This is a genomic window from Paenibacillus sp. 7523-1 (genome assembly GCF_002276415.1).
Lineage (GTDB): Bacteria > Bacillota > Bacilli > Paenibacillales > Paenibacillaceae > Paenibacillus > Paenibacillus illinoisensis_A.
On the sequence record NZ_NPBR01000010.1, the window covers coordinates 216,595 to 236,843 of the forward strand.

The window sequence follows — 20,249 nt, forward strand, 5'->3', positions numbered from 1 at the left end:
CCAAGGAGGCTTACACACATGAACGGAAACAGAGAAAAACTTGTCGTGATCGGTAACGGTATGGCCGGCATTAGTACAGTTGAACAAATTTTGAAATTAACTTCACGTTATGACATTACGGTCTTCGGCACGGAGCCCTATCCCAACTATAACCGAATCATGCTGTCCTATGTTCTGGAGGGCAGCAAAACCATTGATGATATTGTGCTGAATGATCTGCACTGGTATGAAGACAATGGCATTACGCTTCATACCGGGACAACCGTGTCCCGTATCGATGCAGATACCCGGGAAGTCGTAACAAACGAAGGCACACGGGTGCCCTACGACAAAGTCATTATCGCTACAGGTTCCAGCTCCTTTATCCTGCCCGTTCCGGGCCATGATAAAGAAGGCGTTGTTGGATTTCGGGATATTGCCGATTGCAATATGATGCTGGAAGCAGCAAAGCAATATAAAAAAGCGGCTGTTATCGGGGGAGGACTTCTCGGGCTGGAAGCAGCCAAAGGTCTGGTACAGCTCGGCATGGACGTCACCGTTGTTCATCTCATGCAAGACCTGATGGAACGCCAGCTCGATCCTCAAGCTTCAGCCATGCTAAAAGCGGAACTGGAGCGTCAAGGTATTCGTTTCAAAATGGGTGCACAGACGGCTGAATTGGTCGGCGGGGAACGCGTGGAAGGTCTTCGATTTGCCGATGATACCGTGCTGAATGCAGACTTTGTCGTAATGGCTGTGGGCATTAAACCGAACACGATTGTAGCCCGTGAAAGCGGCATGGAAGTTAACCGGGGTATCGTCGTGGATGACTACATGCAGACCTCACTCGAAGGCGTATATTCCGTCGGGGAATGTACTGAACACCGGGGAGTATGCTACGGCCTCGTTGCCCCATTATTCGAACAAGGCATGATTCTCGCCAAGCATATCTGCGGCGTGGAGACTGCTCCGTATGAAGGCTCTGTCGTATCTACCAAATTAAAAATTTCAGGTGTGGATGTCTTCTCCACTGGTGAATTTCTCGATAGTCCTGACCATACGGTGATCAGCCATAAAGATGACTGGAAACGAACCTACAAAAAAATTCTGCTGCGGGACAACATCATGGTCGGTGCTGTGCTCTTTGGAGATGTGACGGATTCTGCTGAATTGCAGAAGTTAATCAAACAGAAAACCGAGATGACGGATGAGCTGTATGCCTCGCTGATGGGTACGGGCTGTGGGGGTCACAAAAAAGCTGCTTCTGTTGAAACGATGGCTGAGGACGAAATCGTATGTGGATGTAATGGTGTAACCAAAGGAACGATTGTCGATGCCATTACGAATCAAGGTCTGAGCAGCGTGGATGAGATCAAAGGCTGCACAGGCGCAACCCGCTCATGCGGCGGATGTAAACCGGTAGTAGAGCAAATTTTACAATACGTACTGGGAGACAACTTCACAAGTGGCGCCAAACAGGGCATCTGTGGATGCACCTCGCTCAGCCGGGACGAAATTGTAGCCGAGATCAAGCAAAAAGGGTTGCAGACGACCAAAGAAGTGATGAATGTCCTGGGCTGGAGCCAGCCTGAAGGCTGTTCCAAATGTCGTCCGGCAATTAACTATTACCTTGGCATGCTTGCACCGGATACGCATGAAGACGAAAAGGAATCCCGGTTTGTTAATGAACGCATGAACGCCAATATTCAGAAAGACGGCACGTATACGGTTGTACCACGCATGTACGGCGGCGTTACCACACCGGAAGAATTGAAACGTATTGCTGATATTTCGGTCAAATACGATGTCAAAGCGGTCAAGGTTACCGGTGGACAGCGTCTCGATCTGATCGGGGTCAAAAAAGAGGATCTGCCGCAGGTATGGGCCGAGCTGGATATGCCTTCTGGTTATGCCTATGCCAAATCGCTGCGTACGGTCAAAACCTGTGTCGGTTCCCAGTTCTGCCGCTTCGGTACCCAGGATTCCATGGCGATGGGCGCCCTGCTTGAACGCAAATTCGAGCGTCTCGATCTGCCTGCTAAATTCAAAATGGCGGTCAATGGCTGCCCTCGGAACTGTGCGGAGTCGTGTACCAAAGATATCGGGATTGTTGGTAACGATGGAGGCTGGGAATTGTTTATTGGCGGTAATGGCGGTATCAAGGCCAGACTGGCAGATTCCTTATGCAAAGTGAAAACAGATGCAGAGCTCATCGAACTTTGCGGTGCAATTATTCAATACTACCGCGAAACCGGCAACTATCTGGAGCGTACCTCGGAATGGGTGGAACGTATCGGGCTTGAACAGATTCGTTCGGTTGTGGTGGATAATCCGGAGGAACGCAAAGCATTGATGGAACGTATCGAATTTGCTCTGAGCCATGTGGAAGATCCTTGGAAAAAAGCACTGCGTAACGAAGAAGGCCAAACCAAACTGTTCCAGGGAATTGAAGTTTCGGCTCGCCCTTAAGCTTTAATCCTTAAAACAGTAACGTTCTTTACTGGATCAATATGATATTCAATTTGCAGGTGAACCTGCCATAGAAAAGGAGCAGTCCAAATGACAACCAAACAATCGGCCACCTATTTTCCGGCGGGAGAGATTGAGGAGTTTCTCCCCCGGATCGGGAGAGTGGTAGAAATTGAAGGACGACAGCTGGCTGTCTTCCGCGCCTCCGACGGTACCGTATTTGCGGCCGATAACCATAATCCCCACCCCAAGGGTGGTCCGCTCGCCGAAGGGATCATATCCGGACATTATCTCTATGATCCGCTGTACGATTGGAAAATCGACTTAAGTTCGGGTCAAGTGCAAGCACCAGATCAGGGACAGGTTCAGATGTTTCCGGTGAAACTCGAGAATGGTCAGGTCTGGATTGCTGTATAGTTAGCTCCATGAGCAGGATCGAGAAAGTTGCACAATAATGGAGGAGACCAAGATGTTTACACCAGGTGTTGAAGGAATTATTGAAGCTGCGGTTAAAAAGCGGGATCAGATGAATGCCAGCTTGCCGCGTTACATGGTGGCTGCCTTGATGGCAGGAGCTTACGTTGGGCTTGGAATTATTCTGATCTTTAGTATCGGTGCACCATTGCTTGCAGCCAAGTCACCCTTACAAATGATGCTGATGGGCATGTCCTTCGGGCTCGCCCTCACGCTCGTCATTTTTGCAGGCTCGGAATTATTTACAGGCAACAACATGTTTCTTACCATGAGCACGCTGGCAGGCCGGACCACGGTTCGGGAAACCCTGAAAAACTGGGGACTTGTTTTCCTCGGCAATCTGATCGGGGCCATTCTGCTCAGTCTGCTTATTGTAGGCAGTGGCTTGTTTAAAACAGCTGCACCGGAGCACTTACTGTTTGCCGTATCGGCCAAAAAGATGGCTGCACCCGTTACCGAATTGTTCTTCCGCGGTATTCTCTGTAACTGGCTCGTCTGTCTGGCCATCTGGATGGCGGCCCGTTCCAAAGAGGATATTGCCAAACTGGTACTGATCTGGTGGTGTCTGTACGCGTTTATCGCCAGCGGATATGAGCATAGTGTCGCCAACATGACGCTCTTATCACTGTCCTGGATGCTGCCCAACCACCCCGATACGATCACGCTGGCAGGTTGGCTGCACAATATGATTCCCGTCACACTGGGCAATATTATTGGTGGTGCGTTGTTTGTCGGTATGGCGTATTGGTTTATTTCCCCGGTTCGGAAGAAAGCCTGATCGGACATCGCACACATTTTCATTCGTCGTGAATCATTAAAAATCTAAAAAAGCCACCATGAATCAGCTGAATAAAAGTTCAGTCAAAATGGTGGTTTTTTGGTTTGGTCCGTGGATATCCCTTTTGTCTCTTTATCCCTATGCTTATGTCTTTCCTTTCAAGGTTTATTTTTACCTTTCTCGCATACATCGTTAATCCGTGGTTAACATAATTAAAGTATAGTCGGATCATACTCAACCAACAAAGGATGATAGCTTAGATGGGAATTCATACGTACTTTAGGTCACTGAACGATCTTGAACGCATCATTCGGACGCCTGGCAAGTTCAAATTCGAAGAACACTGTGTATCTGCCCATTCCTGGAAAGTAGTACAATATGCCAAGACACTGGCCGATATTGAAGAACAGCACGGCGTAAGCATCGATTGGAAAAAGTTATACGAAATCACCAGCAGCCATGACTATGGCGAAATCTTCATCGGTGATATTAAGACACCCGTCAAACATTACTCGTTGGAGCTGCGTTCCATGCTGCTCCATGTGGAAGAAGCTATGGTAGAGCATTTTATTAATGAAAATATCCCTGAAGAATTTAAGGACATCTTCCGCAGGCAGCTGCGAGAAGGCAAAGATGATTCCGTAGAAGGCCTGATTCTCGAAGTGGCGGATAAAATGGACCAGGTATATGAAGCCTTTGCGGAACTTCAGCGTGGCAATACGGAGAAAGAATTTATCGTCATGTACCGTTATGCACTGATCAAAATCAAAAATATTGACCTTCACTGTGTACGTTATTTCTTAGACAACATTCTGCCTGACATGATCGAAGAAGGCATTCGCTCCCCGTTCGATATCCGCCAAATCACCGAAGAAGCTTTGTCCCAATAATCAGCGCTGGCCATCTTGGTCCAACTGATCCCAGGACATGGCTTCTTTTCGTTATGGATGGTGATCTGGAACTTGTATTTGACAACATCACAATTTGTAACTATTATAGTTACAATGGTGGTGATCATCCATGAAACAAATTAGCAGTCGCTTTTCCATTGCGGTTCACACCCTGTCCTTGATCGCTGTTGCACCGCATGATTGCACTGGGGATTTTATTGCTTCCAGCGTAAATACAAATCCCGTGATTATCCGGCGGATCATGTCCAAGCTGAAACAGGCCCGTTTGATCGAGGTCAGACCGGGCGTCGGCGGTGCTTCCTTATTAAAGGATCCGGCAGACATTACCCTACTGGATGTATATCGAGCACTCGAAGTGGTCCAGGATGGGGAGCTATTCAACTTTCATAAACATCCGAATCCGGATTGTCCGGTGGGCAGTATGATCGAACGTACCTTGCGTGCCGAGCTCATTGAGGCTCAGACAGCGATGGAACAGCGTTTGAACAGCGTTTGAACAGCGTAACCATACAGCAGATGATGGATCAGGTTCATGTGTCTGAATAAAAGAAGCTCATAACGAGCTTTTTTTAACCCTTTGGTTGTAATCACATCTGTTATAACGGACTTGATTACATCCAAACTTTTTTTAAAATACTTAAACCATTGGAGGAATATTTCATGAAAATTTTGGTAACTGGTGCAACAGGCCATTTGGGTTCACTTGTCGTAGAAGCTTTGTTAAAAACGGTATCGGCCGGGGATCTGGCTGTAAGTGTACGAAACCCTGAGAAAGCGGAAGCATTGCGTGCTCAAGGCGTCGACGTTCGTCATGGTGATTTTGATCAACCGGATACACTTGCCAAAGCTTTCGCTGGTGTGGATCGCCTGCTGCTCATCTCTACAGATGGCGACAATGAGACACGTATCCGCCAACATCAAGCTGCGGTTCATTCTGCCAAGAGTGCAGGTGTTGGATTTATCGCTTATACCAGCGTGGTAAATGCCGAGAATAACACCCTTTCCCTGGCTGAAGTGCACCGTGCCACAGAACAGGCGATCCGCGAATCCGGCATTCCTTATTCCTTCCTGCGTAACAACTGGTATCTGGAAAATGAAGCAGGCAGCGTGCAAGCTGCTACCCAAGGTGCCCCATGGGTTCATGCGACCAACGACAGTCAAGTAGGCTGGGCTACGCGCAGCGATTATGCACATGCAGCTGCAGCAGTCCTTACAGGTGAGGGACATGAGAATTCGGTATATGAGTTGTCCGGTAAACTCCGCACGCAAGCTGAACTTGCATCTATCGTTGGCGAAGTGCTCGGACAGGACATCAATGTGCAAAACGTGGACGATGCCGCTTATGCGAACATCATGAAAGGTGCAGGGCTGCCTGACTTTGTGGTCTCCATGCTGGTTGATATGCAGAGTGCTATCCGTGAAGGCGCACTGGCTGTAGAGAGCGACACATTGGAGAAGCTGCTTGGCCGTCCGGCTCAACCACTGAGCGAAGGTGTTAAAGCAATTTTGGGCAAGTAAAACGTCTTCAAATCCATATCTGCTATTAGAACGAAATTCTTTTAGCTGGATATCCAAAAGGGACACACCAACTAATGTTGATGTGCCCCTTTTTCTGTAACATGTGCTTATAAACAAAATAATAATCTATTGGACTCGCGGGCAATATTCTTGTCTGCGGTCGATATAGCGTGCAGGTATGTGATCAGCGAGCCAGATATTTTCATTTCCATGGTAAAAGAGGATACCCTCTTTGGCTGCCAGCGCGGCATTAATTTTCAGAATTACAGGCTGATCATCACGTCTGCGTCCTACCTGTTCGGCCGTATTCATATCTGCGGACAAGTGCACATACTGCCGCTGCCGCGGCTGCAATCCCTGCTCCATAATCGAAGCCACCGCGCGAGCCGGTGTACCATGATACAGCGTTACCGGCGGGTTCGCAGGGATTTTGGATATCTTCTGCGGAGTGGAGTGACCATATAATGCCCGGATGCGGCCGGAACGGATTTCGTGTCGCTTTTTCTCCGAGGCCTCAATCATCTGCTCCAGATCGGCTTCCGTTACTTCTTTCCACTGCGGACTTTCATGTAGTGCCACGAGTAATTGCGAGATCTCCACCCAGCCCTCTCCATCCAGCTCCAGCTCATATTCCCAGGGGGCATGCCGCAGAGCATAAGAGAGCTCTTTGCTTAGTTTCATCAAATCCATTACGATCATCTCCCGAATCTAGTAACGCTCTTCTATCTCTCCGGTTGTACCGCCGCCAAAATCTCCTGAATATTGCGAGCCAGTCCTTCATCGTCTTCCTGGTTAAATTGACGGTGGCCATCAATCCCAAGATGAATAATCGTGTTCATTACTGGATGCGCCTCCCGGTCCGAGGCCACCCGAATCAGATCGTCGGCAAAGTCCACTGCTTGCTGCTCACTGTAGTTAAATGGCTTGATCAACATACGAATACTCAGTGCATGAGCCTGGGGCTCTCCTAGTTGATCCCGATGAGTAATGCCGTATACAGCCCCAAAGCCGAATGCAGCGATAACCTGTCGCTCCAGCTCTGTTGTCTGCCCCAAAGGCGTGCCAATCAATTCGCAAATCCGGTCCACCATCTGCTCCAGCTCAGAGGCAGCCGCTGCCAGAATGACGTCGTTAATATCTTCTGCATTAATAAAATCAGTCATATTGTAGTTCTCCATTTCTCAGCCATATTTGAGCCATTCTCTCAGACTCTCTGACCACATTGTATCGGAGGTATAGCGCTCGTTTCAAATGCCCTATACTGCGACACTTCTCGCATTTTATATATTACCCTGATATAAGCGTTGTCGTCTGCGTTTCAAAACGATTTTTTGCGAGATGAAGCGCCTTATCCTTCTCACCATGATCCATATAGTACTGGAACAATATTTCTTCATAACGCTCAGCTAGATACTTGGAACCCAGTTCACGATAATAAGGGAGCACTCTTTCTTCTATCATTTGATAATATGCCTTCTCCTGGCCTTGTAAAATAACACATTGGAGTTCTAGTTCCATATAGCTCGCATCTTCCACAAGATCAGATTGACGCAGAGCTTCCAGAGATAGATCCAGCAGTTTATTTGCAGGCATGAGGCTCCCCAGTCTACTCGTTTCTATGTAATTATTGAGTACCATCAAGTATAACGGCTGCTCTTCCGGAATGATATCAAGCGCTTCCCTGTACCAGTAGGCTGCATCTTCATATTGGTTTCTCCGGTTGTATTCATAACCAAGATTGTTTAGCAGCTTGGCTTTCCGGTCAGGAAGACCGCAATCATCACAGATCCGAATCAGATTATCATATCTGCGTTTGGTTTCTGGAAAATCATGATATTCACGAGAATTGAGCTGAACGAGCATGATGGTTTCAGTATCAATGATTCGTACCATATTGAGCGTTTTGCGAAAATGTTGAATGGCCTTCTCCGCGTAATAGTAAGACGTGATATTCGAGTATATCGAGTGATATGCGAGAGACAGGTGATAAAAATATTCATGGTTTGTATACTTGGACTGGTCTATCGAAGTTAGTGTCTGGATGGATTTCGCATAATGTCCTGTGAGGAAATAATAAATCCCCATCAAATGGTGGTAAAAATAATACTCATACGAATGCTCCAATTCATCCGGAATCTCGATTTTGTCTATATGCTTTTCGGCCTCATCTATATTATTCATAAACAAGTAAAATCGAATCCGCAGCAAGTCACAAGATAATCGCAGATCAGGTATACCTGTCAATGGTTCTTCTTCGAGCTTGTCTTTGAGGCGAATAGCCTCGGCAGTTCTCTGCATGATTATTGCCTCCTGCCATGTATCCAGAAGCTCCTTCATTTGATGGTATCTTGTTACTTCCCTTACCATATCAATGTGCAGTCGCTCACAGAGCATGTCCATAATTTCCTGTGAATACTCTGTCATGCCCCGCTCAATTTTGCTCAGATGTGTGACTGAACAGATCCCTTTCACCAGTTCTCCTTGAGTTCGTCTTTTTTTCTCCCGGTAAAATTTAATAATCTTCCCTTCAATCATCACTACACCTCTTTTTGTCCTTCGTTTTATCCCTAATTATAGGGAGCGAATGAGGACTCTACCAGCATATATTATAGGTCGAGGTCATTGCGATAGAGTTTCCGAGGATCATGTAAGGTATCATCATACAGAAAAAGAGGCCCGCTAAAGGGACCTCTTTTTCTAATATTTCTTATTGGATTAGCGAAAGTAAATTGTAAATCGTTTGGGCCGTTTCGGCACGTGTTGCATGATCTTTCGGGTTAAATTCACCTTTTGCAGAACCCTTCATTACACCCAGTTCGGAAGCGTTAGCCACAGCTTCCTCTGCCCACGGTGCAATGTCTGCTGCATCTGAATAGCCCTCAGATGTCTGCTTGGTATCCAATGATTGGGTTTGATATTCATATGCTCTCATCATGAGCACAGCCATTTCTTGTCGCGAGATGGTTTCGGTCGGAGCGAACTTATCTTTGGCTATTCCTTGAATCAAACCTGCTTGGTATGCTGCAGCAATGCTCTCTACATACCAGGCATCCTGACTCACATCGCCAAATGGTAATTCGTTTCCTTTGGCCTGTAAACCAAGGGTTCTTACGATTAAAGCGGCAAATTCAGCACGAGTTGTCTGACCCTGAGGATCAAATGCAGTCTCTGTCTTGCCTGTCAGCACATGCTTGGCTGCAAGAGACTTGATGGCTTCACTTGCCCAATGCGTCGGAGTCACGTCTTCAAACGCTTTGTCGTAAACAAAAGGTCCAAATGTACCCAAATGAGACAATGGGGAGGTCACGGTACCATTTTGTCTATCTACATCCCCGCCAACATAGGTCCAGTTGTCCTTGGATGAAGATTCATTGTACATTCCGATCAGGTTGCTATTCAGATCCTTGTCGTAATGAAGTGTCAACGCAATATCTTCCGGAAGCGTGGACAAGGATAACTTTTCACCGGAAGCCTCCAGGTAAAGTTCGAATTCGTAAGCAGCACCTGCAATTGTCCATGTCAGACCTTGTTTGGCGGCTGGCACGTTCACGTCTTTTTCTTTTATCTCCAGCATAATCTTGCCATCGGCAGCACCAGGGCCACCTTTGGTTTGCAGTTCTTTGAATAAGCCAGAAGGAATCGTTAGCGATAATAAGCCTTGCTGAGATAGTGTAAGTGTATTGGAGCCTAACAAGTCTCCAGCATTGACAGGCAGCTCAATCTTTTGACCAACCGTGATCGCCACAGTCGCTGTACCGTTTGTCGCAGCTTTCAGATCCTTTTCCGTGATGACCTGATTTTGGCCCAGTTCTGTCTCTGGCTTCGGTGCAGGTGTAGGGGCCGGTGCAGGAGCTGCCCCAGATTCCCCTCCACCACCATTATTACCGGAACCGCCACCGTTATTTCCGGAACCACCATTGTTCATTTCCTGAATCTTGTTCAGGAAGTATCCCAAATCTTTCTCACCAATTTGCATGACAGGCTTTTGGGTGGAATAGTTAGCGGTTTTTCCAAAGTTATTCGTAATGTAATTTACTTCGGCGTCTCCTACATAGCCATCCTGGTCAATATCGGCGATTTCATCCGAAGTATGATAATGTTTCGTTACAAGTTCCATATCATAGATATCGATGACTCCATCTCCATTGATATCGCCGGCATACGTAAAGTCAGACGAATTCAGTTGATTGATGCCATAATATTCGCCATTAATCGTCTTGCTCAGGACCACTGCCAGCTTGGAAGGTAAATGACCGGGAACTCGTGTGTAGATGGTCGTCATTTCACCTGTTGCGGGAATGCCATCGATGAGGAACTCACCGTATTTTTGCAGCGTCCCCTCAACTCTCTCTCCGGAAGCCGTCTCCGCATAAACTTCAATGCCCATTGCCGAATAGTCATTTGCAAAATCCAGATACTCTCCATTGACCATAAAAGCTTCGGGACGTACATAACCATATGTTCTTGAAGATTTGGAGATCACTTCATAGCTATCTGTGTTAAACGAGGTTAATGTCAACTTCTCTTCGTTCTCATTCATGCCAACCGTAGTGTATTTCACATCAAGCAATGGTACGTCATTTTTCTTGAAATAAAATTCATCCTTCGGTACATCAAAGATAACTTGGAACAAATCAAGATCACCTGTGATTCCTTCAAAGGACCCACCTGAGATGGATGCCTCAAAGCTGATTTCTCTTGGGCTCACTACAGGATCACTGAATTTCACTTCAGCGCCTGTGGCATCCAGTAATGCCTGCAGCTCAGGCGTTGGTTCAATCCGGTTAAATTGTTTGTAGTCATACATGGATTCCAGGATAAACGAAATACCGTTTAACTTCTCTACATTGTTCAATTGAATAGTCTGGGTAATCGTATCTCCTTTACGTACTTGTTCTTTGTCATATTTACTGGTCACATAAGGTTTGCCTTCGGAAATAAAGCCATAGCGGTGGTCCTTGACGGGATTGGCCGCTGTACCCACATCCATTCCAAAGAGTCGAAGTTCGTAACCATTATCATATTCTTCCTTCGTGATACCAAAAGATATGTTTCCTTCTTTGGAAACAGGTAAATCACCGGAATAGAACGGACTGCCATTCTCGTAGAAAATGATACGATTGGAAGATTGATCATAAGCCGTGATTCCATTATCAACAAAGGTTTGCACTGTTGAATCGATAGCTGTGCCATCGTACCAGACGCCAAGTCCAGCTTCTCTTTCCGTCAACATACTATCATTGAGCTCGTATACACCAGGCTCTATACCCAGGTCAATCTCAGGGGCTGTATTGTCCACAACGACCAATGTCTCGTATGAATACTGCCTGGATTCAGAATCCGTCCCAATGATTTCAAGTGTGTAGCTGCCCTCAGGTACAAATCGTGCAACGCTCGAGATTTCCCCGTTTTCAATCGGAAATGCGTAACCTTTAAACAAATTCAGGATCATATATTCTATTCCCGGGAGCATAGACTGCGTATTCATTGTACCTACAAAACCGATTTCCTCGCCAGTTTCGCGATCCTTCAGCAACACATCCACAGAATCAATGGGACTGCCCAAAAGAATGGTACTCAGTGTCATCCGGTTCAGGAACTGATGGAATGGGGTATCGTTTGTAACGGCTGGCGGAATCAACTCGACAGAAGTAATGCCCTTCTCGCTAATGCGGATGGCGAAAGGGATCTGAATATGATCCGCGGCATTTTCCGTATCTAGATATACATATCCTTCGTAACGACCGCTTGGCGTGCCCTGTGGTACATCAACAGAGACGGTCATCTCTTCCGTACTTCCTCCACTTACTGTAATGGATTCCGGAAGCCGAACATTTAAATTCATCTCGTTCAACAGCTTGCTGGAAGTCCGATAGGTCTTCGCACTGTTTCCTTTATTCTCGATCTTAACGATGCGGCTGTCCGACAGGATTTCCCCGCCTTCATCTTCTAGGTACGCACTGTCAAATACGATTGAACCTGTAATTTCGTCGATCAGGATGGATTCCTCATTTGAGAAATGAATGGTTTTGTCCTGAACTTTGGCAAATACGGATGTGTGGACTGCACGGTATGGATCTACACGACCTGCACCCACTTCATATACGGAATAATTACCGTTCAGATTCACCGCCGTATTCATCAGAGCTGTCTTCACATCAAAAGGCGTATAATCTGCGTGTTCCTGCAGCATAAGAGCAGCAATTCCTGCCATATGCGGCGTCGCCATGGAAGTACCTGAAATGCGTGCATAGGCAATATCATAATTCTCTCCCGTATGATCATTCACAAAAACTGGGTATGTTGAAAATACAGCTACACCCGGAGCTACAATATCCGGTTTGATATCATTGTTGACTGCAGCTGGACCACGGGAACTGAAATCAGCCAGTTTGTTCCCCTCTGTAACGGTTTGGCCCGTTGTGCCAAAGGTAACCATCACGCCATTTGCATCCTTTAGCTTCTCTCCAAGCTCCTTTTCCATTTGGAATGTTGGAATATATCCGTTCATTTCACCCAAATAGTTGGGGATGGTTCCTTCCACGTTATTGTAAATTAACGCCGCTGCCGCTCCTGCTTTTCTTGCATTGACAATTTTGGCGTCCAGTGCAATCTCGCCCCGAGCGATGAGGGCCACGTTACCTTGAACATCAATACCTTCAAAATCAGAAACGTTTCCAATGCCTGCATACACGAGCTCATAGGTTTTACCCTCAAGTGTATTCAGATCGTCCGCAAAATCCTTACCAAACAAAGGCAGCTCCTTGGTATACGTTGGAGCAGGTGTTTCTTCTGCAGCTGTTGGCACCCCTGCATCTGCTTCAAGTGCAGTTTCTGCTGCTGTTGGCACCTCCGGATCTGCTTCAGGTGCAGCTTCTGCTGCTGCTATTACCTCCGCATCTGCTTCAGGTGCAGCTTCTTCTGCTGCTGTTACCTCCGCTTCTGCTTCAGATGCAGCTTCTTCTGCTGCTGCTGGCACCTCCGGATCTGCTTCAGGTGCAGCTTCTTCTGCTGCCTCATCCTCATTTGAATTACTGTATACATCCATGGTCACGGTAACGGTAGGAATGGTCAACGGGACATCGGAAGCCCCAACCGTAATGGCCAGTGCACTGGCACCCGGCGTGCCTAGTGTGCCCTCGCTTGGCCCATCGTTACCTGCTGCAACCATACTCACGACGCCCTGCAGCATCGCATTATTCAGTGCAATGGACGCAGGGTCCAACGGATCATTCGTTGCAGCACCCAGAGAGAGGTTGATTACATCAAGGTCATCTTGTATAGCCTTGTCAATCCCGGCAATAATGCCACTCATCTCACCACTTCCGCCAGGACCGAGTACACGGTATACATACAAGTCCACGTCTGGCGCTACCCCTTTTACTGCATACCCCACATTATTTTTCGCCTGTCCAGCGATAGTTCCCGATACGTGGGTTCCGTGAGAGGTATAGTAGTCTTCTGCGGGTACTCCCAGCTCCTTATAGCCCGAATTTTCCCAATCGGCGTATGTTGTCTCCATCGGGTCAGCATCGTTATCGACAAAATCCCAACCTTTGACCGTAGCCGGATCCACTTGTTTGGGATCTTCACCGTCATGGGCTCGATACCCCTTATATGCACCCGTTAAATCCGGATGATGATAATCAATTCCCGTATCCAGTACGCCGACTTTAACTCCCTTGCCTGTAATGCCCTCTTCATGAAGTGTATCGATCCCGAGGTACGGCACACTATCAGCCATCCGGGGCTGCATACCGGCTTCGGATGCAAATTCACTCTGTGTGTCTGCCTCCGGCAGATCAAGAGTCACTTCCTGATCAGCCCATACTTTTTTCACTACACCGGATTTCATTAGATCTTCTACCGCAACACCAGGAATCGTTAAAGCTACACCATTTAGCGCGGTATCATACTCCTGAGTAATCTGGATTGCGGAAGCATCATAAGACAGTCCTCTCTTCTGCTGAAGAGACTTAATATGCTGTTTAAATTGCTGATGGTTTTGTTTCACTCTGCTTGTAGCTGTGAGCTCTGATAATTTCTCATTGTTCAAAGCAGCCCGTTTCAAGGCCACTACAGCGGGTTCGCTTTTAAATTGAACAATCACGTTAACCGAGTCTTCACTCTTCGTATTCACCCTGGAGTCAATAACTTCTCCATCCATGATTTGCAGCTGGTTTAGAGCTTGTCTCTCTTCTGGTGTCAGAGATTGCAGAATGGACTTAGCGCTTGCACTCTGCTCTAGAGGACCATAAGAGGGCGCTGCGTAAGCAGGCATAGAGAACACGGAAGACAACATGACTCCTGCCGCTATAAGACCGGATAACCATCGGGCTGATTTTCGTTTCATTTCATACCTCCTGCGGTAATAGATTAGGATTATCGTATTCCGAGGGGTATAGAATGTAAATTGGGGTAATTGAGTATGTTAATAGACTGAATGCTTCTGTTATTCTTCTAAAAAATTTACATATAAGTAGACCGAATTATCTAATTTAGCGAGTTTACTTTACAAAACCAGGACTCTACGCTTTTAATTACAATCGGATTAAACAATCAAGTATCTCAAGACCTAAAAACACTTTCGAAAATGAAGCGTATTTTGAATAATAATTTACTTTTTATGCTATTTTTCATCGGATTCCTTATCAAATTTGCAAAAAGAAATGTAAAAAAGCTCACATCATTGTTCTGATCAGGACGAGATATGTAAGCTTTTTTGACTTAATATATTCAATTTTTTCCATTATGCTCATTTTAAAAGTTGAAAAATAAGCCAGACCTCTCTTTGCAAAGGCCTGGCTTATTTATGCACTTACGTTTTCGTTCCAAATATTAAGATAGGGCTCAAAAGAGGCGCAATCATGCCGTCTCGTGCTTTTTGCCCGTTTCCAGGTCATAGACTTGAGTATGTTCATTCTCTGCGAGTGTCCATTCCAACGTGCCTGGCTTGCGTAATTTCCACATTAGAGCCTGAACCCGCAAAGATCTTCTGACCCAGGCGAGCGAAGCACAGCGTTTCTCGGAGCGGACCGTCAGTCCCCAGTGAATGACACGTGCAAGCCATGGGTTCACATAGGTGTTGTGGCTGCGAACAGATGGCAATTCATCCTGGAACAGCCGCTTTTTTACGTCTAGTGGAGGCTGTCCACATGTCCAATAGTGAAGAAGTGCTGACAGACTATAGATGTCTGACATCGGCCCCTGACTGGATTTTTCGGAATAGAATTCAAGCGGTGAATATCCGGAAGATGTGAAAATGGCCTGTTTATCCCCAGATTGCATCGGCCAGCGAGCAGCCGAACCGAAATCCAGCAGCTTCGGCGTTCCGTCCTCCATAATCATAATGTTGGAAGGCTTCACATCCCGGTGAAGTATTCCTTGTTTATGAATGTAATCCAGCGTATCGACTAGAGGCAGCAGTGTCCCTTGAATAAATGCAGGGTCCAGTGCATGATCGTTCTCGTGCAAATACTCGTTCAACGTGATCCCGCTGCAGTACTCGGTAATCAGATACCCTGTATCATTTTCTTCAAAATGGTCTATGTACGTAATAATATGAGGATGACTGAGACCGGACAACAATTCTCCTTCAACCAGGAAGGAAGCAAGCAGTTCCTGGTACTGCCCGCCGAAACCGCGCGAAGAACAGTACACTCCCCGCTTGTCCGATTGCCGCGAAGCCAGCCTCTGCGGGAAAAATTCCTTAATGGCTATCTTCGCCCCTGTATTTTTGTCTCTACCTGCATATACAATAGCCAGCTCACTGCTGGCGAGTACCTGTCTAACCTGATATGTATCGTTTAGAATGACATTGCGCTGCAGTGCCATTTTGTAATTGTCTTTTCTCATAACAGACCCTCTTTTCAACCTTGTCGATCGGAAGACTTGCCGCATCTTGCATTACTTTGTCCCAATCAGCAGACGTTTCATCGCCAACCATCTATATAAACCAATCATATCAATTTGAAACACACTTATGTGGAAATAATAAAATAAATTACGATACCTACTCCATACTAGTCTATACCTGATAGAATTACAAAATCTTAGTTAAATCAGAGACTACTTATCTCATACTGTTATCAACAGATGGGCGGATTCGTTTAATAGACTTGAAACCTTCGATCCGCCCGTGCCTGTGCTATATTAATAGTTTTTCTGTAAAAACTGGCGAATCTCCCCGTTCATCTGAATGAGCACATCCTGTGAAGGAAAATGACCCGTGTCGTACTTGACGGCTTGTACATTTGGAATAATTTTCTGAGCTCGTTCAATGACCTTATCCCCAGGGAAAAAGACATCCTTCTCTCCGACCAGCAGCAGCGTTGGCGACGTATAGTTCACCAGTTCTTCCCGTTCCGTAAGCTTAGGGTTATCCTGCTCCATGCTGACGTATTTGAAGATTTTGCCCATGATGTTTTTATCCATTTCCTTCATGCAGTTGCATGACATGGTGCCTGTAATTTTTTGCAAAGAAGATGGCGAAGAAGTCATCCGGTATTTCACTAGTGGAAGCACAATGTCCTGAGCTGTTTTAAATTTCGAACCCACAGCCAGTCCCGCAGGCGATACCAAAACGGAACATGCAATACGCTCCGGAATATAGGTAGCCAGTCTAAGGATAATCCCACCGCCAAAAGAAGGCCCGATAAACGCACTTTTTTCAATCTTGTAGTGGTCCAGCAAGTCGGAAACCCACAAGGCCAAACTGTCAAACCTCGCCGAGATTCGTGTCTCTTCACTGTAACCGGGGTGACCGATCGTATCGGGAGCAATAATTCGGTAATCCTTGAATAAGGAAGAAAACCAGGACAACGTCATCGGATTCACACAGTTTCCGCCTTGGAGAATGAACAGCGGTTTCCCGTTCTCCGGCCCCGTCAATAGTACATGGGTTTGTCCAAAACGTGTCTCCACATATTCCCGCTCAATGCCCTCGCCCAGATTTTCCAGATAGGCTTCATAATCCTCCAGAATACTGCTCTTGCCTTCTTCACTTCTATAAATGGAACTCATGTCTGCCTCCTGCAATGTGTACTCTACCCTCTAATTTGACGAAAAAGGGATGGACCAAAAAGATAAAGAGGGCCTGCAGATGACAGGCTCCTCCATATGTGTAACTTATCATATTCAGATGATTATAGAATGGAAACTGGAAATTGTAAATATCGTTTCTAATAGACTACATATAATGGAACATACGTACAGAATTTTTGCTTATTTTCGCCCGTAATCCGCCTTGATTTCGCCCCACTGTTTCGTCTGCCATTTCAACACTTTATTGCTGTACGTATTCGTACGCAGCCATTGCTCCGCGCGGTCTATCATGAGCCAGATCTCTTCCGTTGACTCATCCCGAGCTAGCGTGGTGGATACTTTCTTTTGCTTCAGCCACTTCATGGCATTCACCGAGTCGGTATATACGGTCTTGTTGCTTCCTTCTTTTTTGAGATGTGCCAGGGCATGGACGATAGCCAAAAACTCACCCAGGTTGTTCGTTCCCTTGGAAATCGGTCCTACGGAGAAAATAATCTCTCCCGTGCGAGTATCCACACCTTTATATTCTACAGGTCCCGGATTTCCGCGTGTGCCCACATCAACCGAAATACTGTCATAGTCCACTTCCTCCGATGTCTCCATCCCAGCGCTTCTGCCGCTGCTGACCGATTTGCTTTTGGAAGAAGCACCTGCTCCACTCGAGCCCGTCCCCCAGTTCCCTTTCCACCCGGCACGATATGCCTCTTCGGCTGCTGTTCTGGATTCGTATGATTTATATTTTGCTCCGGTAAAATGATCCGTCTGTGCTTTGCATTCCGCCCACGTGTTATACACACCTGGCTTCTTGCCTTCCCAGACGACATAGTATTTCTGTTTCGCCATCGTTACCCGCTCCTTCGTTTGCTGCAATCAATACCCTATTGTAAACGAAAGGAAGGGGTGAATGAAAGCACTCGATAGACAATCGTTCAGTTCACCGTCATCCTTACTTCCAGCTCCGCACCATGTCCAAGGCTACGACGAGAAGCTTTCTTTCATTATGTCTGATTTGCTGCTCAATGACTTGCTCACATGTAAGTATTTGTTCGTCGGATAGCTTATCCTTTAGCTGCTCCAACAGCATAAATGATTGTGCACACACTTCCAGACTGGTATCACCTATAAACGGAATGATGTGCTCTATATGTAATATGTAATCCAAATGTTCAAGAGCGTATAAGAATATTGCCCTGCTTCCTGATGTTCCGGGGTCCATGATCGCTTGAATCAAAGGCTCGACGGCTATATCATCTTGTATCGGCTCTTCGGAATCTTCCTGGGAAAGAAGTTCCTGTATTATCTTCGTATGCATCGTACGTTGTATCACTCCTCGTTTGTTAGCAGAAAGGAACCTCCTTAATAACATCGGTCGTTTTCTTCATTTGGAACGTAGTATAATGGTCCTTTTGTTTTTGGGACTATTTTCCCCACCGTCAGTACCTCACCAAATAACTGTATAATCCATCCATATCTCGAACAGGCTAAGCAATGCAGATACACGACTTGGTACAGAAGGGAATGTAACCATGGACTGGATATGGAAATCGATCTTGCTTGTGCTGGTTGGCATGGTTTTGCTGCGAATTGCAGGTCGCAAATCCATCTCGCAAATGAGTGTGGCCACAACGGTCATCATGATTTCAATCGGGACAACGATTGTGCAGCCTATTGCTAATCATGCACTTGGCAAAGCCATTGGATCAGCAGCTGTTTTTATTGCGACCTTGCTTGTGGTGGAGCTCCTCCAAATGAAATTCAATGTATTTGAACGGATCATGAGCGGGAGTTCCAGGATCATTGTAGAAAATGGACAAGTCATTGTCCCCAACCTGAAGCGCATGCGATACACAATGGATCAGCTGGAGATGCACCTCCGGCAAAACGGAATTTCGAGCATCAATGATTTGGAGACCGCGACAGTTGAGCCAAATGGTCAACTCGGCTACGTGTTGAAACGACATGCCCGTCCCGTAACCATCGGAGATTTGGAAGAGCTGCTGAACGGTATAGGGTTGGCCGGTGCTCAGCTGATCGGAAACAATCAATCCGGCATACCAAAGACATCTACAAGCGACCAACAGCAAAACACAAACGGCTTTTCGTCCTCAAGCGGCAACTCCACTGATATATTTGAGGAAGTCAGCAAGGGCTCTCACTCCAAACCGATCGACCCCAAATTACAGTAACTGTGTTCTCGCAGCTCCACAAAAAAGACCGTTCCTGCCAGCAGTACAACATTGCTCTTGCAGAATACGGTCTATTTTTTATCCACTCATCTGTAGATCTACTCTTGTTTTATTTTTTGGCATTACCGTGTACTCAGATAGGCTATACCCAATCCACCGGTAACCGGATTCTCGTAAATCTCACAATCTACCTCAAACACTTCCCCGATCATCTCACGTGTCAATATATCAGCAGGTTTACCATGAACCACGATCTGTCCCCGCTTCACCACATACAGATAGTCGCAGTATTCGGCTGCCAGTTCGAGATCATGGAGTGCTGCGAGGATACCAATATCCAGGCCTCGTACAATATTAAGAATTTGAAGCTGGTACTTGATGTCCAGATGATTGGTCGGCTCGTCCAAAATGAGAAATTCAGGCTGCTGTGCCAGTACACGGGCAAGAATGACACGCTGCTTCTCTCCACCGGACAAAGACACGTAATTGCGATCCGCATGTCCGGACAGATGTACCTTCTCAAGCGCCTGCTCCACAATCCGGGCATCCTGCTGATTATCGGTTTCCAACAGCTTTTTGTGTGGTGTCCGGCCCATCATGACCATTTCACGCACCGTAAAATCAAAGCTCAGTTCGTTGAACTGTCCCACAACACCCATATGCCGGGATACGATCTTCGGACTGGATTTCAGAATGTCCTTATCGCCGAGTAATACGCTGCCCTGCTGTGGTTTGATTACTTTATAGATGCTCTTGAGGAGCGTTGACTTGCCGCAACCGTTCGGTCCGATTATTCCAACGAATTGCTTGTCGTTTACCTGTAACGAAATATTTCGGATGATGTCCGTATTCAGCACCGATATGGATACATTTTCTACGTTCAGTTTCATG

The 20,249-nt window shown here is 46.5% G+C and carries 16 protein-coding genes; 7 read left to right on the forward strand and 9 right to left on the reverse strand.

Going from position 1 to position 20,249, the window contains the following annotated elements; translation table 11 throughout:
- Positions 1 to 18: 18 nt before the first annotated feature.
- From nirB to CHH60_RS13110, 6 genes are all read left to right on the forward strand, one after another.
- Positions 19 to 2,448 carry a nitrite reductase large subunit NirB gene (nirB, locus tag CHH60_RS13085; protein ID WP_095359547.1) on the forward strand — a complete coding sequence of 810 codons (2,430 nt, stop codon included), beginning with the start codon at positions 19 to 21 and terminating at the stop codon, positions 2,446 to 2,448.
- A gap of 90 nt (positions 2,449 to 2,538) precedes the next feature.
- Positions 2,539 to 2,865 carry a nitrite reductase small subunit NirD gene (nirD, locus tag CHH60_RS13090; protein ID WP_095359548.1) on the forward strand — a complete coding sequence of 109 codons (327 nt, stop codon included), beginning with the start codon at positions 2,539 to 2,541 and terminating at the stop codon, positions 2,863 to 2,865.
- A gap of 52 nt (positions 2,866 to 2,917) precedes the next feature.
- Positions 2,918 to 3,700 (forward strand): formate/nitrite transporter family protein, encoded by a 783-nt coding sequence (locus CHH60_RS13095; protein ID WP_095359549.1) that lies wholly within the window; start codon positions 2,918 to 2,920, stop codon positions 3,698 to 3,700.
- Between the two features lie 260 nt (positions 3,701 to 3,960).
- A complete protein-coding gene (locus CHH60_RS13100) occupies positions 3,961 to 4,590 on the forward strand; it encodes a YfbR-like 5'-deoxynucleotidase (RefSeq protein ID WP_095359550.1) in 630 nt (209 codons plus the stop codon).
- 130 nt (positions 4,591 to 4,720) lie between these two features.
- The gene (locus CHH60_RS13105) at positions 4,721 to 5,107 is read left to right on the forward strand and encodes an Rrf2 family transcriptional regulator (protein ID WP_255247910.1); all 387 of its coding nucleotides are present in this window, start codon (positions 4,721 to 4,723) and stop codon (positions 5,105 to 5,107) included.
- 164 nt (positions 5,108 to 5,271) lie between these two features.
- On the forward strand, positions 5,272 to 6,129 hold the full coding sequence (locus tag CHH60_RS13110) for an SDR family oxidoreductase (protein WP_095359551.1): 858 nt from the start codon (positions 5,272 to 5,274) through the stop codon (positions 6,127 to 6,129).
- A 126-nt stretch (positions 6,130 to 6,255) separates the two neighbouring features.
- Here the strand turns inward: CHH60_RS13110 and CHH60_RS13115 are convergent, their stop codons facing one another.
- The 8 genes from CHH60_RS13115 to CHH60_RS13150 form a co-directional block, all read right to left on the reverse strand.
- Positions 6,256 to 6,819, reverse strand: coding sequence for an RNA 2'-phosphotransferase (locus CHH60_RS13115; protein WP_095359552.1), 564 nt, complete (start codon positions 6,817 to 6,819; stop codon positions 6,256 to 6,258).
- Between the two features lie 32 nt (positions 6,820 to 6,851).
- The gene (gene imm48 / locus CHH60_RS13120) at positions 6,852 to 7,292 is read right to left on the reverse strand and encodes an Imm48 family immunity protein (RefSeq protein WP_095359553.1); all 441 of its coding nucleotides are present in this window, start codon (positions 7,290 to 7,292) and stop codon (positions 6,852 to 6,854) included.
- A 124-nt stretch (positions 7,293 to 7,416) separates the two neighbouring features.
- Positions 7,417 to 8,664 (reverse strand): transcriptional regulator, encoded by a 1,248-nt coding sequence (locus CHH60_RS13125; protein ID WP_095359554.1) that lies wholly within the window; start codon positions 8,662 to 8,664, stop codon positions 7,417 to 7,419.
- Positions 8,665 to 8,836: 172 nt separating this feature from the next.
- Positions 8,837 to 14,482 carry a S8 family serine peptidase gene (locus tag CHH60_RS13130; protein ID WP_095359555.1) on the reverse strand — a complete coding sequence of 1,882 codons (5,646 nt, stop codon included), beginning with the start codon at positions 14,480 to 14,482 and terminating at the stop codon, positions 8,837 to 8,839.
- Between the two features lie 512 nt (positions 14,483 to 14,994).
- Complete coding sequence (locus CHH60_RS13135; protein WP_095359556.1) at positions 14,995 to 15,984, reverse strand: serine/threonine protein kinase; 990 nt, start codon at positions 15,982 to 15,984, stop codon at positions 14,995 to 14,997.
- Between the two features lie 297 nt (positions 15,985 to 16,281).
- A complete protein-coding gene (locus CHH60_RS13140) occupies positions 16,282 to 17,151 on the reverse strand; it encodes an alpha/beta fold hydrolase (RefSeq protein ID WP_095359557.1) in 870 nt (289 codons plus the stop codon).
- A gap of 201 nt (positions 17,152 to 17,352) precedes the next feature.
- Complete coding sequence (rnhA, locus tag CHH60_RS13145) at positions 17,353 to 18,015, reverse strand: ribonuclease H (RefSeq protein WP_095359558.1); 663 nt, start codon at positions 18,013 to 18,015, stop codon at positions 17,353 to 17,355.
- A 103-nt stretch (positions 18,016 to 18,118) separates the two neighbouring features.
- On the reverse strand, positions 18,119 to 18,484 hold the full coding sequence (locus CHH60_RS13150; RefSeq protein WP_095359559.1) for a hypothetical protein: 366 nt from the start codon (positions 18,482 to 18,484) through the stop codon (positions 18,119 to 18,121).
- A 214-nt stretch (positions 18,485 to 18,698) separates the two neighbouring features.
- Between CHH60_RS13150 and CHH60_RS13155 the strand changes: the two genes are divergently transcribed.
- Positions 18,699 to 19,358, forward strand: a complete 660-nt coding sequence (locus tag CHH60_RS13155; protein ID WP_095359560.1) for a DUF421 domain-containing protein — start codon at positions 18,699 to 18,701, stop codon at positions 19,356 to 19,358.
- 122 nt (positions 19,359 to 19,480) lie between these two features.
- On the opposite strand, the gene CHH60_RS13160 is transcribed toward CHH60_RS13155, so the two are convergent.
- Positions 19,481 to 20,248, reverse strand: a complete 768-nt coding sequence (locus CHH60_RS13160; protein ID WP_095359561.1) for an ABC transporter ATP-binding protein — start codon at positions 20,246 to 20,248, stop codon at positions 19,481 to 19,483.
- Position 20,249: the final 1 nt, after the last annotated feature.

Bases quoted from the DNA above. Each gene is read 5' to 3' on its own strand.
- nirB (WP_095359547.1), top strand. From the start codon at position 19: ATGAACGGAAACAGAGAAAAACTTGTCGTGATCGGTAACGGTATGGCC.
- nirD (WP_095359548.1), top strand. From the start codon at position 2,539: ATGACAACCAAACAATCGGCCACCTATTTTCCGGCGGGAGAGATTGAG.
- CHH60_RS13095 (WP_095359549.1), top strand. From the start codon at position 2,918: ATGTTTACACCAGGTGTTGAAGGAATTATTGAAGCTGCGGTTAAAAAG.
- CHH60_RS13100 (WP_095359550.1), top strand. From the start codon at position 3,961: ATGGGAATTCATACGTACTTTAGGTCACTGAACGATCTTGAACGCATC.
- CHH60_RS13105 (WP_255247910.1), top strand. From the start codon at position 4,721: ATGAAACAAATTAGCAGTCGCTTTTCCATTGCGGTTCACACCCTGTCC.
- CHH60_RS13110 (WP_095359551.1), top strand. From the start codon at position 5,272: ATGAAAATTTTGGTAACTGGTGCAACAGGCCATTTGGGTTCACTTGTC.
- CHH60_RS13115 (WP_095359552.1), bottom strand. From the start codon at position 6,819: ATGGATTTGATGAAACTAAGCAAAGAGCTCTCTTATGCTCTGCGGCAT.
- imm48 (WP_095359553.1), bottom strand. From the start codon at position 7,292: ATGACTGATTTTATTAATGCAGAAGATATTAACGACGTCATTCTGGCA.
- CHH60_RS13125 (WP_095359554.1), bottom strand. From the start codon at position 8,664: ATGATTGAAGGGAAGATTATTAAATTTTACCGGGAGAAAAAAAGACGA.
- CHH60_RS13130 (WP_095359555.1), bottom strand. From the start codon at position 14,482: ATGAAACGAAAATCAGCCCGATGGTTATCCGGTCTTATAGCGGCAGGA.
- CHH60_RS13135 (WP_095359556.1), bottom strand. From the start codon at position 15,984: ATGAGAAAAGACAATTACAAAATGGCACTGCAGCGCAATGTCATTCTA.
- CHH60_RS13140 (WP_095359557.1), bottom strand. From the start codon at position 17,151: ATGAGTTCCATTTATAGAAGTGAAGAAGGCAAGAGCAGTATTCTGGAG.
- rnhA (WP_095359558.1), bottom strand. From the start codon at position 18,015: ATGGCGAAACAGAAATACTATGTCGTCTGGGAAGGCAAGAAGCCAGGT.
- CHH60_RS13150 (WP_095359559.1), bottom strand. From the start codon at position 18,484: ATGCATACGAAGATAATACAGGAACTTCTTTCCCAGGAAGATTCCGAA.
- CHH60_RS13155 (WP_095359560.1), top strand. From the start codon at position 18,699: ATGGACTGGATATGGAAATCGATCTTGCTTGTGCTGGTTGGCATGGTT.
- CHH60_RS13160 (WP_095359561.1), bottom strand. From the start codon at position 20,248: ATGAAACTGAACGTAGAAAATGTATCCATATCGGTGCTGAATACGGAC.